This is a genomic window from Streptomyces sp. NPDC048290, from assembly GCF_040652095.1.
In the GTDB taxonomy this organism is placed as follows: domain Bacteria; phylum Actinomycetota; class Actinomycetes; order Streptomycetales; family Streptomycetaceae; genus Streptomyces.
In genome coordinates this window covers 32,927-48,059 of sequence record NZ_JBEZLM010000039.1, presented here as the reverse complement: position 1 = coordinate 48,059, position 15,133 = coordinate 32,927, and the positions used below count along the sequence as shown (strand labels likewise).

Annotated in this window: 10 protein-coding genes; 3 read left to right on the top strand and 7 right to left on the bottom strand. The window is 73.9% G+C overall.

Annotated features, from left to right (window positions below):
- Positions 1 to 301 precede the first annotated feature (301 nt).
- From AB0D49_RS39380 to AB0D49_RS39370, 3 genes are all read left to right on the top strand, one after another.
- Positions 302 to 1,594, top strand: a complete 1,293-nt coding sequence (locus tag AB0D49_RS39380) for a hypothetical protein (protein ID WP_362768240.1) — start codon at positions 302 to 304, stop codon at positions 1,592 to 1,594.
- A 244-nt stretch (positions 1,595 to 1,838) separates the two neighbouring features.
- On the top strand, positions 1,839 to 3,035 hold the full coding sequence (locus tag AB0D49_RS39375; protein ID WP_362768237.1) for a hypothetical protein: 1,197 nt from the start codon (positions 1,839 to 1,841) through the stop codon (positions 3,033 to 3,035).
- A 144-nt stretch (positions 3,036 to 3,179) separates the two neighbouring features.
- A complete protein-coding gene (locus AB0D49_RS39370) occupies positions 3,180 to 6,053 on the top strand; it encodes an AfsR/SARP family transcriptional regulator (protein WP_362768234.1) in 2,874 nt (957 codons plus the stop codon).
- A gap of 123 nt (positions 6,054 to 6,176) precedes the next feature.
- Here AB0D49_RS39370 and AB0D49_RS39365 read toward each other — a convergent pair whose 3' ends face one another.
- The 7 genes from AB0D49_RS39365 to AB0D49_RS39335 all read right to left on the bottom strand — a co-directional run bounded on the left by AB0D49_RS39365 (position 6,177) and on the right by AB0D49_RS39335 (position 14,817).
- Positions 6,177 to 9,203, bottom strand: coding sequence for an NHLP bacteriocin export ABC transporter permease/ATPase subunit (locus tag AB0D49_RS39365; RefSeq protein WP_362768231.1), 3,027 nt, complete (start codon positions 9,201 to 9,203; stop codon positions 6,177 to 6,179).
- On the bottom strand, positions 9,200 to 11,410 hold the full coding sequence (locus AB0D49_RS39360) for an NHLP family bacteriocin export ABC transporter peptidase/permease/ATPase subunit (RefSeq protein WP_362768228.1): 2,211 nt from the start codon (positions 11,408 to 11,410) through the stop codon (positions 9,200 to 9,202). Before AB0D49_RS39360 ends, AB0D49_RS39365 begins: the two co-directional genes overlap by 4 nt.
- A gap of 5 nt (positions 11,411 to 11,415) precedes the next feature.
- Positions 11,416 to 12,282: an HlyD family efflux transporter periplasmic adaptor subunit gene (locus AB0D49_RS39355; RefSeq protein ID WP_362768225.1), complete on the bottom strand. Its 867-nt coding sequence runs from the start codon at positions 12,280 to 12,282 to the stop codon at positions 11,416 to 11,418.
- A 265-nt stretch (positions 12,283 to 12,547) separates the two neighbouring features.
- Positions 12,548 to 12,739 (bottom strand): hypothetical protein, encoded by a 192-nt coding sequence (locus tag AB0D49_RS39350; protein ID WP_362768222.1) that lies wholly within the window; start codon positions 12,737 to 12,739, stop codon positions 12,548 to 12,550.
- A 45-nt stretch (positions 12,740 to 12,784) separates the two neighbouring features.
- On the bottom strand, positions 12,785 to 12,949 hold the full coding sequence (locus AB0D49_RS39345) for a hypothetical protein (protein ID WP_362768219.1): 165 nt from the start codon (positions 12,947 to 12,949) through the stop codon (positions 12,785 to 12,787).
- 156 nt (positions 12,950 to 13,105) lie between these two features.
- Positions 13,106 to 13,600 carry a hypothetical protein gene (locus AB0D49_RS39340; protein WP_362768216.1) on the bottom strand — a complete coding sequence of 165 codons (495 nt, stop codon included), beginning with the start codon at positions 13,598 to 13,600 and terminating at the stop codon, positions 13,106 to 13,108.
- Positions 13,601 to 14,250: 650 nt separating this feature from the next.
- Complete coding sequence (locus AB0D49_RS39335) at positions 14,251 to 14,817, bottom strand: sigma-70 family RNA polymerase sigma factor (RefSeq protein WP_362768213.1); 567 nt, start codon at positions 14,815 to 14,817, stop codon at positions 14,251 to 14,253.
- Positions 14,818 to 15,133: the final 316 nt, after the last annotated feature.

The window sequence follows — 15,133 nt, the reverse complement described above, 5'->3', positions numbered from 1 at the left end:
GCCCCAGGAGGCTCCCGCCATGGACACCCCACGCGCCTTACCAGCTCCGCCCGCGACACCCGTTCCGCCCGCACTCGTGACACCCGCTCCGCCCGCGGCACCCGTTCCGCCCGCACCCGCGGCACCCGCCCCGCCCGTACCCGCGGCACCCGCTCCACCAGCCCCCACGCACGCGCCCACGGCCCCGTGGCGGGCCCGGCGCGTCCCGGCGGGCATCTGGCTGTACCGGGGCTCCCCGGACGCCGCACGCGCGGCGGTCGTCGCCCGGGTCCGTCCGGAACCGGGCCGCACGGTCGTGGTGGTGGACGCCGACGGCAGCGAGCACGAGGACGCGCTCCTGGCGGCCCTGGCGGGCGCGCTGAGCGCGCTGCCCCCGGAGGGCCCCCGTCCGGTGCGGCTGCTCATGCCGGGCCTCGAAGCGCACACGGGACTGCGGGCGGCCCGGCTGCACGACCTCGACCTGATCGCCTCCGTGGGCCCGCTGACGTTCACTCAGGGCTTCGTCACCACCGCCTGGAGCGAGCCGGGCCATCCGGAGGTGTTCGGGCACTGGCAGCGCTACCGGGCCGGTGTCCCGGTCGGTCTGCACGGCGCCCTGCACCCGCAACCGGGCTGGGAGCGCGCCCTGAACAGGGAGCCGGCCGTGCCGCAGCCGGCCGGGGCCTCGGTCCTGCGGGTGATGTCGGGGTTCGCGATCCAGCCGCAGGGCGTGCGCGACCCGGCGTTCGCCCAGGACGCGGCGCGGCTGCGCCCGCTGGACTCGGCGCTGCGGTTGATCGTGCGGGGCCGCTGCCCGAACGCCAGGCTCCTGGCGGCCGTCGGCGAGCTGCTCGCCACGCTGCCCGAGGCGGCGGTGCGGCGGGTGCAGCTGGTGTGGCCGTACGCGGGTGACGCGGCGGGCGCGCCCGCGCTGTCCCGGCTGGCCCGGACGCTGGGCTGTGAGATCACCGCGCCCATGGCGGGTCTGACGGTGAGCGGCGCGGAGTCGGGTGTGGACCACACGACACTCACCCTCCCCGTCCCGCACTCCCCCGCCGCCACCGACCCTGACGCCCTCACCACCCATGACGTCCATGTGGCGCACCCGGACGGGCGGCTGGGCCGCTGGCAGGTGTGCGGCCCGGACGGGCGGCGGTGGACGCTCGGCGCGGTGGTTCCGGCCCCGGCCTGGTCCGCCGGGGCGGCCGGGCTCCTCGACGGTCTCACCGCGGGTACCTCGGTGGGGCTCTGCCCGGCCGGGCTGCATCTGCGGGGCACCGCGGAGCCGTCGCTGGGCTGGCTGGCCGAGCGGCTGCCGCCGCACCAGGACCGGCTCACCGTGCTGGTGGACGGCGACGCGGACGACCTCCGCGATCACGAGCCGCTGCGGGGCCTGCTGGCGGCGAGTCCGCCCGAGTTACGGGCCCGGCTGCGGCTCGTCATGGCGCACGCCGACGGCCCGGCCGGTCCCCTCCAGTACCTGGCGGACGTACACGGCTGCCCGCTCACCGTGGCGACCGGTGCCTCCCTCACCGAGGCGCGCGAGGACGGGGACGCCAGTCTCGTGCAGTGGTCGGTGGTGCGTCCCGAGCGGGTGACCGGCGACGGCCGCTGAAGCGGCTGGTGGGCGCTGTGGGCGGCGTCGAACCCAACCCGTGTCCGCATCCGTTGACCTGGACAGGGAGCGTGCCCGCCGCACGTGCAAGACCCGCCCCCCGCACCCACACACCCGTCCCGGAACGACCTTCCGGGACCACGGACCAGGAAGGCAGAGAACCCACCATGGCTCTCCATGTCCCATCCGCTGTGCGGCGGCAGTCGCCCGGCCGGACCGCCGGTCGTCCGGCGAGGTGCCGGTCATGAACGGGGCCGTCGAGTTCCTCCAGGCCACGCTGCTCATCCTGCTCACCGCGGTCTGCACCATCCGCAGGGCCGCGCCCGAGCCCGGCACCGCGTTCCGGGCCCAAGACCTCGCCGACCTCGCCGATCCCGCCGCCCCCGTCGCCCCTGTCGCCCCTGTCGCCCCCGTCGACAGGGAGCGCGCCAGGCCCCACCCGGAGACCGCACCGGCCTTCGCCGACCTCGCCGACCTCGCCGATCCCGCCGATCCCGCCGACCTCTCTGGGCAGCCTGCCCTGCCCCGCCGTCGCCGCGCCACTCCCAACTCGTCCGTCCTGGTCCTCAACGGAGAGGCCATGACCTGGGCGCTGGACGCGCTGCCGGACCTGATGCCGCTGGGCGTCGACCCGGTGTTCCGGGGCATCGAGGAGATCGCGTTCGCCGTCGCCCCGGGCTGGACCCGGGTGTACGAGACGGTCAGCGGCCGGGACCTGGCGGACTTCGGGCTGGTCCAGGTGGCGACCTTCCCCCGGCCGACGGCGACCGTGCTGAGCGCGATCAGCGCGCATCTGCGGGCCGCGGGCCGTCCCACGACGAGCACCAGCGCGGTGGCCGCGCCGTCCAAGCTGTACCAGCTGGTGCGGCTGGCGCACGCCGATCTGCCGGTGCCGATCACCTACGCGCTGCCCCGTGAGCAGCTCCGGGACTCCTATGACGAGCTGTCGTCCGTGCTGGGCGCCCCGTTCGTCCTCAAGGCGCTCAAGGCGACGGGCGGGCGGCTGAACTTCCTGATCCACGACGAGGAGGAGCTGCGCCAGCGGGTCGAGGACCCGGCGCACGCCAACGAGTTGTTCCTGGCCCAGCGCTACGTCCCGCACAACGGTACGTTCCGGCTACTGGTGTTCGGGAACGAGGTGCGGCTCGCGATCCACCGGTGCGCCACCGACGGCAGCCATCTGACCAACACGGCCCGCGGTGCCCACGCCACCCTCTTCGATCTGGCCACGTTCGACCGGGTGGCCCTGGAGACGGCGGTCCGCGCCACCAAGGCGCTGGGGTACGACATCGCCGGGATCAACCTGGTCCAGGACCGGACGACCGGGGAGTGGTCGCTACTGGAGGTGACCCCCACTCCGGCCCTGGCCACGGGCGCCTTCGTCGCGGAGAAGCTGGAGGCGTACTCGGAGTATCTGCGCACCAGGCTGGTCGTGAGCTGAGCCGAACGTACTGCCCAGTAGGGCCAAGAGCCGTGCCGGGTACGCGAATTGACTTGTCACCGGAGTGGCCGGACGGATGGTCGTGATCATCCGATTCCATTACCCTGACCTCCTCTACGGCGACTGCGGAGAGTGAGGCACCGAGTGCAGGTTCGCTTGCTCGGCCCCGTCCAACTGACCGGCGCAGGAGATCCCGGAGCCCAGGTGTCCGGGGGCAAGCGGCTCGCGGTACTGGCTCTGCTCGCGCTGGAGTTCGACCGGATGGTGCCGGTGGAGCGGTTCTTCGAGTTCCTGTGGGGCGAGGAGCCCCCCGTACAGGCGCGGGCCGCGCTCCAGGGGCATATCGCGGCGCTGCGCAAGGCGCTCGCCGAGGACGACACGTTCACGCTGGTGCGCAAGGCGCCCGGCTATCAGATGTCGGGCGACCGGGACGCGGTGGACGCGCTGCGGTTCGCCGCGCTCACCGAGCGGGCCGAGTCCCTCACCGACGACCGGCGGGCGGCCGACCTGCTCAAGGAGGCGCTCGGGCACTGGAAGGGCGCCGAGGCGCTGACCGGGCTGCCGGAGACCCCGGCCCGCAAGCGCTGGGCGGTACGGCTGGGCGACAGCCGCGGCCGGTGCCTGGAGGCGTGGGCCGGGCGCGAACTGCGGCTGGGCAGCGGGGCGGACGCGGTCCCGGCGCTGGAGCAGGCGGTACGGGCCGACCCGCTGCGCGAACCCGCCGTCGCCCTGCTGGTGCGCTGTCTGGGCCAGGCGGGGCGCCGCTCGGAGGCGCTGGAGGTCTTCGAGGAGGCCCGCGCGGCGCTGGACGAGGCGCTCGGCATGGAGCCGGGACCCCGGCTGCGGGAGGCGGTCCAGGAGGTACGGCGCGGCCCGGTGGTCGCCGCCCCCCGCACCCCTCCGGCCGCCGAACGGGCCCCGGAACGGACCCCGGAGCGCCCACCGGTACGGCTGCTGCCGCGCCGCGCGGCCGGGTTCGTGGGCCGCGCCAGGGAACTCGGCTGGCTGGACGAGACATGCGGGGCGGGACACCGCGGCAGCGGCATAGGGATCGTGGTCGGTCCGGCCGGGGCGGGCAAGTCCGCCACGGTGATCCGCTGGGCGCACACGATCGCCGACGACTGCCCGGACGGACAGCTGTACGCGGATCTGCGCGGCTTCGACCCTGCGGGCCCGGCGGAGACCGAGGAGGTGCTCGGTACGTTCCTGCACGCCCTCGGTATGCCGGAGGCGGCGATCCCGGAGGGACTTGAGGCCCGGGTGGGCCTGTACCGGGAGCGGACCCGGGACCGGGCCATGCTGGTCGTCCTCGACAACGCGCCGACCCCCCAGGCCGTACGGCCGCTGCTGCCCGCGGGCCCGCACTGCGCCACGGTGATCACCAGCCGCAACACGCTGGAGGACCTGGTGGTCGCCGAGGGCGCGGCGCTGCTGCGGCTGGACGCGCTGCCGTCGGACGACGCGCGGGCCCTGCTGCGGCGTCAGCTCGGCGAGCAGCGGGTGGCGGACGAGCCGGACGCGGCCGAGCGGCTGGTGGCGCTCTGCGACCGGCTGCCGCTGGCGCTGCGGATCGCGGCGGCGCGGCTGTCGGCGCGTCCGCTGTGGCGGATCGCCGATCTGGTGACGGAGCTGTCCGACGAACGCACCCGGCTCCAGGCGTTCGGCACCGGCGGCGCCACCAGTGTGGAGGCGGCGCTGGCGCTGACCCGGCGGGCGCTGGCCCCGGAGGCCGACCGGCTGCTGGCGCTGCTGGCCGTGCACCCCGGTCCGGAGATCGACGCGGTGGCCGCCGCCGCGCTGCTCGGTTCGCCGCTGGGCGCGGCCCGGCCGACGCTGGGCATCCTGGCCGCCTACCATCTGCTCACCCAGACCGCGCCGGGCCGCTACAGCCGCCACGACCTGATCCGTCTGTACGGGGCGCAGCTCCTGGACGAGCAGGGGCCGGAGGTACGGCTGCGGGCGACCGTACGGCTGCTGGACCACTATCTGGCGGTGGCGGCCCACGCGGCGGATCTGCTGCACCCGCGGCTGGACGGGCCGGTGGCGCCGGAGCCGGAGGCGGTCGCGGTACCGCTGGCGGATGTGCCGGCCGCGCTGCGCTGGTTCCGCAAGGACGAGGCGGCGATGCGCGGGCTGGTCGTGGCGGCGGCGAAGCACGGGGAGTACGAGCGGGCCTGGCGGCTCGCCGAGTTCTGCAACGTCCTGTACTACGGCGCCGGGCGGGTCACCGACCGGCTGCGGACGCTGCGCTCGGGGCTGCGGGCCGCGGAGGCGAGCAACGACCCGGCGGCGGTCACCGCCCTGGAGTGCTCGACGGCCGCCGCGCTGATGGAGAACCGCCGGCCCGAGGAGGCGCTGGCGCTGGCCGACGTGGCGTGCGGGCGGACCCGGGGCGAGCGTGGCGAGGCGCGGATAAGAGCACTGGCGACGCGGGCGCTGGTCCGCGCGGCGAGCGGGGACCCCGCGGGCGCGGCCGGGGACAGCGCACAGGCCCTGGAGATCATCGAGGAGACCGGGCTGCGGACCTGGGCGGCGCAGGCGTACAGCAACGCCGCCGCGATCAAGGGCATGGCCGGTGATCCGCATGGCGCGCTGGCCCATGTGGACGAGGCGCTGCGTATTCTCGCGGCCCATCCGCACGCCACGTACCATCTGTCGGCGCTGGTCAACAAGGCGCACGCGCTCCAGGCGCTGGGCCGGTGGGCGGAGGCGGAGGCGGCCTGGGAACACGCCCTGGAGCGCTGCCGGACGGCGGGCAGTCTGCATCTGCACGCGCTGACCGCCCGTCAACTGGCCGACTTCCTGCTGGAGCGGGGCCGTCCGGTGGACGCCCTGCCGCATCTGCGGTCCGCGATCGAGCTGTCCACCCAGCGCGGCGAGGTCCATGTGGTGGACCAGCTCACCAAGCGACTGGCGCAGACGGAACGGGACCTGGCGGAAGCGACCGGGCCGGAGACGGAACGCACGGCGGGACCGGGCGCGGGACACAAGGGCGGCACACGCTCCGGCTGCGCGTGAGGAGGCGAGCGGGACGGGGGCGCGCCCCGCCTCACGCGGGGATGGTCGACCGCCTCACGGGCGGGGCTGGGAGCGTCGCCCGTTTCACGAGCGGCCGGGGGGGGCGCGCCGCCCCCACCCCCGCTACTCCTCGAACTGCCCCCGGGCGAGCGCGTGCAGGAAGCCCGACTCGTCGGCGAGGAGTTCGGCGGGGGGGCCGCTCTCCACGATCCGGCCCCGGTCCAGGACGACGACCCGGTCCGCGTGCACGATCGTGGACAGCCGGTGGGCGATGACCACCCGGGTCGCCTCCAGGGTCTGGGTGCTCTCGCAGACCACTCGCTGCGTCTCGTTGTCGAGGGCGCTGGTGGCCTCGTCGAAGAACAGCACCCGGGGGCGGCCCACCAGCGCCTGGGCGATCATCACGCGCTGGCGCTGACCGCCGGACAGGGAGCTGCCGCCGTCGGACAGGACGGTGTGCAGGCCCATCGGCATCCGGGCGAGATCCTCGGCGAGCCCGGCCATCCGGGCCGCGGCGACCACCTCGCTCAGCGTGTGGTGCCCGGCGCCGCGGATGTTCTCCAGGATGGAGCCGCGCAGGGGCCGGGCGTGCTGCATGACCACCCCGATCTGCCGCCGTACGGCGGTGACGTCCAGGTCGGCGAGGTCCTGGCAGTCGTAGCGGACCGAGCCGTGGGTGGGCTGCTCGAAGCCGATCAGCAGCCGCATCAGGGTGGTCTTGCCGCTGCCGCTCGCGCCGACGACCGCCACGAACTCCCCGGCCCGGATGCGCAGGGACACGTCCTGGAGGACGGGGGTGCTCTCGGCGGGGTAGCGGAAGGACACGGCACGCAGTTCGATGTCGCCGGTGAGGGTGCCGGGCGGTCTGGAGTCGGCGCCGGTCTCGGCGGGCTCGTCCAGGATCGGCTTCAGGCGTTCGAAGAGCGGGACGGCCATGCCGATCGAGGCGAGGGCGCCGACGAGCTGGGCCGTCGACGTCGACTGGACGCCGAACGCGACGGTGAAGGTGAGGACGTCGGCCACCGACAGGTCGCCCCGCCCCGGACCCGCGATCAGCGCGTACAGCAGCAGGGTGCTGAGCGGGACGTACAGGCCGGAGAAGACGGTGACGGAGTTCTGGAGGCGCTGGGCGCGCCGCATGAGTTCCTGGCGGCGGGCGAAGGTGTGGGCCCAGCGTTCGTAGGCGAAGTTCTCGGCGGCGGCGACCCGCAGCTTGGGCAGGCCGAGGAGGGTCTGGAAGGCGGTGTCGGTGAGCCGGCCGTCCAGGTCGACCAGGCGCCGCTGCACCTTGATCTGGCGGCTGCCGAACCAGCCGAGGACGGTGGCGCTGACGATCAGCAGTCCGATCGAGAACACGGTCAGCACGGGGCTGAGGAACAGTTGCAGGACCACGTTGGAGACGGTGAGCAGTCCGGCCTGGAGGATGGTCAGTCCGACGCCGGAGACCAGGGTGCGGATGCCGCCTACGCCGAGTGCGATGTTGGCGAGTTCGCCGGTGGACCAGCGGCTGAAGAAGGCGGTGGGGGCACGCAGCAGCCGGTCCCAGACGGCGGGCTGGAGCGAGGCGTCGAAGCGGCCCTCGGCGCGCAGCACGGACAGGTTCTGCACGACACCGAGGACGGTGGCGACGAACGCGGCGAGCAGCACCGCCATACACGCCTGCACGATCGCGCCGCGCGCCCCGGCGGGCACGAACTCGCCCAGCACCCGGCCCGACACCAGGGGCACGGTCAGGCCGAGCAGTACGGCGGCGGCGCCCGCGACGCCCATCCGCCAGAAGTCCGGCGCGCCGCCGTGGATGCCGAAGCGCAGCAGGTCGCGCAGGCTCTGGTGGTCCTCGGTGAGCGGCCGGTACAGCATGACCGCGGTGGACTCGATCTCCCGGGCGTGGGCGTCGGTGACCCGGACCCGGGCGCCGGTGACCGGGTCGACGACCCGGTAGCCGCCGTGCTGCCACAGCAGCGCCACCGGGCAGCCGTCGATGGTGCCGACGAGGGGGCCGCTCTCCTGGAGCCACCACAGGCCCTTGAGGGAGACCCGGCGGGTGCGCAGCCGGGAGGCCAGCGCGATGCGCTCCAGCGGGTCCAGGCGCGGATCGGCGCCCGGCTGGGGCCGGGTGAGGGTGATGCCGAGGACGTCGGCGACCAGCCGGGCCGCGTCCCAGACCGGGAGGTCCTCGACTCCGGTGGCCTTGGGTTCGGCGCCGGGCTCGGCGGACCGGCCGGTGTCGTCCGGGTCCTCCTGGTCCTGGGGGCGGGCCTGGCGTGAGCCGAGCTGGTCGCGCAGGGCGCGGACGGCCTCGTTGAAGGCGGCGTCGCTGGCGGCGCGCCGGGCCCGCAGCCGCTCCTGGTCGTGGCGTCCCTTGCGGGCCGCCTGGTCGTCCAGGCGCATCCGTACGAGCTGTTCCCCGATGGGCAGGACCTCCCACAGGGTGCCGTCGGCGAGGAGGTCGGCGGTGGGGCGGGCGGTCAGCGCGGTCGCGCCGGTGGCCCGGGGCTGGTCGCCCGCGGCGAGCGGGATCACCTCGCCGTCGCCGAACTCGCCCAGCGCGCAGACCACCGGGCCGCCCGCGACGGTGGCCCACAGCAGTCCGGCGACGGAGGTCCGCTCGCCCTCGGCCAGCGCCTGGGCGGGGCCCGGGATCAGCACGGGCTCGGGCGCCGGGGACGGGGGCTCGGGGTGGGCGCGGCCGATGAGCCCGCCGATCAGTCCTTGCAGGGCGGCGTCCACGCCGCGCGCGAGGGCGAGCTGAGGCGGTGTCAGATCCATGGCGCCGGGTGCGGGCACCCACAGCGGCGCGGACTCCAGCCGGTGCAGGGCGGCGCCGGGGCGGGGGCGGCCGACGAGGACGTGATCGGGGCCGGGGGTCTCGCTGGGCAGGACGGCGCCGTCGCCGAGGCTGCACAGGTACCGCCAGCGGCCCCGGCCGCGTCCGGCGACCCCGAACACGTCGACCGTGCCGCCGGTGACCAGCCAGAGCGGGCCGGGGCCGGTGAGCGGCACGAAGTCGCCGTCCACGCGGGCGGCGGCGTAGGGGGCGAGGAGGGCGGCGTCGGCGGGGCCGGTGGGGGTGCCCGCGGTCTCGGGGGCGGGTACCGGGGGGCTCCCGTCCGTCTGCCGCTTCGGGTGGGTGTCCGTCACGTCGCTCATCGGGTCCTCACCAGATCCGCGTAGGTGCCTCCGGCGGCGGTCAGTTCGTCGTGGGTGCCCCGTTCGACGGCCCGGCCGCGGTCCAGGACGATGATCTCGGCGCTGTCCCGGACCGTGCTGAGCCGGTGGGCGATGATCAGGCTGGCGCAGCCCCGTCGCAGCACGTTCTCGGCGATCTCCCGTTCGGTCTCCACGTCCAGGGCGCTGGTGGCCTCGTCGAGGACGAGGATGCCGGGGTTGCGGACCAGGGCGCGGGCGATCTCCAGGCGCTGGCGCTGCCCGCCGGAGAAGTTGCGGCCCCGTTCCTCGACCCGGGCGAGGATGCCGCCGCCGCGCGCCGCCACCACGTCCAGCAGGGCGGCGTCGCGCAGGGCGTCCACGACGGCCTCGTCGGAGATGGACGGGTCCCACATGGTGACGTTGTCGCGCACGGTCCCCTCGAACAGGAAGATGTCCTGGTCCACGAAGGCCACCGAGGTGGCCAGGGTGGTGCGGGGCAGGTCGCCGCGCGGCTGGCCGTCGATCCGGATCTCCCCCGACCAAGGTTCGTAGAGCCCGGAGATCAGCTTGGCGACGGTGGACTTGCCGCTGCCCGAGCCGCCGACCAGGGCGACCTGGCGGCCCGGCCGGACGGTGAGGGTCAGTTCGTGCAGCAGCGGCGCGGCGAGCGGGCTGTAGCCGAAGGTGACGGCGTTCAGCTCCAGGCGGCCCACGAGCGGCTGCACGGTGTCGGGTTCGGGGCGGTCGAACACCGGGTCCTGCCGGAAGTCCTCCACATCGCGCAGCCGGGTCATGTCGGCGGCGAAGTCCTGGACCCGCCCGGCGACCCCGCTCAGCTCGGCGACCGGCCGGGAGAACCCGGCGACCAGCGCCTGGAACGCCACGAGCAGCCCGACCGAGATATGGCCGTCGACCGAGCGGATACCGCCCACCAGCAGGATCAGGGCGCTGTTGACCGCCGCGAGCAGACCGGGCACGACGGCGAGCAGCGCGGTCGGGACGCCCACGCTCTGCTGGGTGCCGAGCAGCGCGGCGTGCCGTCCGGCCCAGCGGGCGAAGTGGGCGCTCTCGCCGCCGGTCGACTTCAGTGTCTCGATCTGCTGGAGCCCGTCGAAGGAGGCCGCGTACAGCTTCGCCCGGTCGGCCCGCAGCTTGACGACGCCCGACTCGCGTACCCGGGTGGCGACATGCAGCGCCGCGATGTTCAGCAGCGCCATGCCGACCCCGACGAGGGTCAGCGTCGGGTCGTACATCCACATCAGTGCCGCGTACACGAGGACGACCTCGGCGTTGACGGCGGTGGTGACGACGTCCCGGGCGAGGATCTGCGCGATGGTGTGGTTCGAGGACAGCCGCCGGGTGAGTTCGGCGGGGCTGCGCTGGGAGAAGAACCCGACGGGCAGCCGCAGCAGATGGCGCAGGAAGCGGGCCTGGGTGAGGGTGGAGGTGACCAGTTGCACCCAGGTGAGGCTGGTCTGCTGGAGCGCGGTGAGACCGGCCACCACACAGGTCACCAGGGCCATGCTGCCGAGCAGCGCGGGCAGCAGCTCGACCTGGCCGCCCAGCAGCACCGAGTCGACGTACGTCCGGGTGAAGGCGGGCATGGCGATGCCCGCGACGAGCAGCAGCAGGCTGGAGGCGACCGCCAGCAGCAGCGGGCCGGAGGTGCCGCGCAGCCGCAGTCCGAGCCCGGACAGCGGACGGGGCTTGCGGCCACCCGGCCGGAAGTCGGGGCCCGGTTCGAAGGTGAGGACGACCCCGGTGAACGCGCTGTCGAACTCGGCGGGGGTCACGGTGCGCCGCCCGGTGGCGGGGTCGTTGAGGAAGACGACGGGGCGGCCCAGCTTGCGGCCGGTGCCCTCGTAGACGACGAAGTGCCGGAACTCCCAGTACAGGATGGCCGGGGCGGGCAGGCCCGGGAGCGCCTCGGGCTCCACGCGCAGTCCCTTGGCGTTGAGGCCGTAGCGGCGGGCGGCCTGGGCGATGTGGGACGCCTTGGAGCCGTCGCGGGAGACCCCGCACTCCATGCGCAGCGCCTCCAGCGACACATGACGGCGGTGGTGCGCGAGGACGATGCCCAGTGCCGCCGCACCGCACTCCACGGCCTCCATCTGGAGGATCGGGGTGGTACGGGGGCGGCGGGGGCGGCGCCGGAGGCGGAGCGAGGACAGCAGGGCGCGCAGGGCGCGCCGGGGCCGGTCGGCCATGGTGGTCAGGCCCCCAGCCAGTCGACGGGGCGGGAGTCGGGCAGGTGCACCGAGCCGGTCACCAGGGTGCGGGAGGCGACCGGGAACGGGGGTGCGGCGCCGTTGGACCAGACGAAGTGGGGCGGGAGGGAGGAGGACCCGGACGTCTGGGCGTCCTTGCCGCGCCCGCTCCCCTTCTCCTCGTCCCCGGCCAGGGTGAGCCGCACGGTGACCTTCACCGCCTGGCGCCCGCCCGGGGTGAAGCGGGCCGCCAGGTCGTCGTCGCCCAGCAGCGCGGCGATCTGGGCCTGGCCCTGCGGGACCGGGGAGATGTCGGTGACCGTGCCGCGCAGCAGCCCGAACTCCGGCTGCGGGGCGCTCGCCACGGCCAGGTCGACGCTCTGGCCGACCGTGATGGCGGACGCGTCCTGGGGCGCCGCGTACAGCACCGCCGACAGGGCCTTGCCCTCGGCGGCGTCCGCGATCACGATCGTCGAACCCGCCGTGACCACCTGCCCGGCGTGCGCGAGGACCTCGGTGACGGTGCCGTCGGCGGGCGCGTCGACCCGGATGACCTGCCGGTCGGGCGTGGTGACCTCGGCGACCAGTTGCCCGGCCCGTACCTCGGCCCCCTCCTTCAGCCCGTCCGAGAGCCGCACGAGCTGCCCCGCGACGGTGGACTGCACGGGAAAGCCGCCGTCGGGATGGATCAGGATGCCCGGCACGGTGGTGGTGTGCGGGATCGTGCCCAGGAACGCCCACAGCACCATCACGCCCATCGCCATGGCCAGCGCGGCCAGCGCCGCCCACCCCCACGATCTCGCGAAACGCACGGGTTCATCGAGGTCCTCGGCCTGCTCAAGCCTGTTCAGCGCACTGTGTCGGTAGTCCACGTCCGCCCGTCCATGGTCGTCGTCATCGGTAGTCGTCGGTGTTGTTCGGTCTTGATCGGTCGTCATCGGTCGCCGCCGGCCGGTGCAGGCCGTCGGTGGCGAGGTGGGGCGTCTTGGGGAACGGGGCGGCCTGCCAGCGGGGTTCAGTGGCCCGCGGGCGGCACGGCACACGAAAGGCCGGGACCCCCGAAGGGGCCCCGGCCGGACGACGTACCACCACGATGTGGAACGGACGTGTGCGGTGACGGGCACACGTACGCCGACGTCAGAAGGCTATGTAGTACGTGGGGGTCTGCCCGGGAGGTCCGTCCCCGGGTCCCTTCTGCTGATCCCGTACCGCGGGGTCCTGAAGGTCGTACCCCAGACCCCCGCCGTCGCCTGCGGTGACGTCGTCGAGTTCGGTCTCGCTGAGTTCACGCGGGTCGTACTCGCTCTGTGCGCGCAGTTCGTCGGGCATGGTTGGTCGTCTCTTTCCGGGACGGGTCGGCCGCGCCGGCCGCTGCTACTCGTAGCTCTCGACCGGGGCGACAGCGGTCGTGTACTCGCGGGCGCACTCCATGGCGAGCAACTCGCCCTGGAGCTCCTCCTGCGGATACTCGGACTCGCCCTCGCCGCCGGAGATGGTGTCGAGGTCGGCGTCCTGGATCTCGATCGTGCCGTGGTTCATGGTGTGGATGTCCTTTCCGCAGTCCGGGAACGCCCCTCATGCCGGGAGGCGTCCCCGTTTCGGTGGGGTTTCGCTTACGTCATCCACTGTGGCCGAGACCGCCAACGCGGCTCCAATGCCCTGCCAATAGCCCCCGTTGGCAGGCGTCAGCGCAGGTCAACCCGGGTTGCGACGATCGTTCCCGGCATCGGATCCCCGTCGGACGAGGGCGTCGACCAACCGCTCGACGCCTGCCTCGCCGGACAGTTCCAGCAGGACGGCGACCCAGCCCACGACGAGACGGCGTTCCTCGGGGGACCAGCGGTCGGCGGAGGGATGTTCACCGACGACGAGCGCGTCGGCGAGCAGACACAGCTCGGCGAACCAGGCGGGGCGTTCGGCCGCCACCACACAGGCGAGCAGGACCCGGACCCTGCGCCGGTCGGCCCGGCTGCCGGTGACCAGGGCGCGGGCCGCCTCCATGACGGTGGCGGCTCTGGCGTGGGGCACCGGCAGCCCGGTGCCCAGTCCTGGGGACGGGTCGGCGGGCGGGTCGACGGGTGCGTTCACGGTCCGAGCGGCACTGTCGGCGTCCAGCCACAGCCGGATACGACTCCGTACCGCGCTCTCGCCTTCGCGCTCGGAACGCAAGGTCACCTCCCCCAGCTGCATGGACACCTCCGGTACCGGTTGAACTCAGGCGACTTGCCAAGGGCAGCCACCGGGTTCGGCGCGCCCCCTGACGGAAACGCACTGCCGGGCGGAAAGGGTTCATGAGGACTGCGGGAGGCAGCCTAGCCGGTTCTCCGCTCGGAGAACCCGGCCGTGAGTGACAAGACCGGCCCGGAAAATGGGGGCCGGGTGGGGCGGATCAGGCCCAGGCGGGCAGAGCGCCGCGCGAGAAGATCTGCGAAAGGAGTGCCCACCAGGCACGTCCTGTGGTCCGTCCACGTCCGTGCGCATCGATCCAGAAACGGTTCATGGGACTCCCCTTGTGTTCCGCTGCCGTCGCCGTCGCGGCCTTCGCGACCATCGTGACCTCGTGACCGTCGTGTCGAAGATCCCGTTCCGGGTCCGCGCCGGGTGCGGCGTTCGGCTCTGTGCCGAGCACAGTAGAAGCGGCGAGGGCCCGAGGGTATGCCCGTACGGACTCGGTCGGTGAACGGTCGGTGTGATGCGGTGAACGGTTGAACGGTCGGTTCCGGTTCACGCCGAACGGTCGCACGGGACCACCGGCGGACAGCAAGAGGGGCTCCAACAGCAGTGTGCCCCAGGGGAGTTGTTCCCCTGGGGCACACTGTCGCCGCGCAGTCGCCGCTTGCTCAGCCGACCGGGATCGGCCCCAGCCCGTGCTTCTGGAAGATCTCCCGGCAGGCCCGGATCGCGTAGAAGTGCCGGGACTTGACCGTGCCGACCGGCACCTTCAGCCGCTCGGCGACCTGGGCCAGGGAGCGGCCCTTCATGTGCAGCTCGACCAGCACCTCACGGTGGAGCGGGGCCAGTTCGGCGAGCGCGACCCGCATGTCCCGGGCGAGCAGCACCTCTTCGAAGGGGTCGTGGGCGTTGCGCTGCCGCTCGGGCATCTCGTCGGTGGACTCCTGGGGGCGGGCGGCCCGCATCCGGAAGTGGTCGATGGCGATCCGCCGGGCGACCGTGAACAGCCACGGCCGCGCCTCCTCGGGGCCACGCGAGAGGGCCTCCGGGTTCTGCCAGGCGCGCAGCATGGTCTCCTGGAGGAGGTCCTCGGCGCGCTGGAGGTCACCATTGGTGTACTTGCTGAGCGCCCGCCGGAGGTACCCGCCGTGCAGCCGGATCAGCTCGGCCAGGGTCTCCTCGTCGAGCGTGGCCGCCCGATCGGGCGTGATCCGTTCAGTGGTGCTTCCGGACATCTCCATCATCTCCCGGTGTTCCCGTCGGCGTGGCGTGCGCGGCTTGATGGTTCGAGAGTGCCGAGGTGCCCCAACGCGTCTCCAATACGGCACCAACGGAGTCCAAAGAACCCCATGACGCGGTAATCAGCGCAGGTCACAGACGTGGCCGAGCTGAGCGCGCGCTCAGCCGTGAACCTTCCGTACGGGACGGGCCGTTGGTTCGTTGGGGAAGGCGGGGCCCGGACGGACCTCGCCGAGCCGTACCGGAACGGCCGGGCGGGGCGGACGGAGAGGAGACCGAGCGGTCATGACGTCGTTGTCACCGATGCCGCTG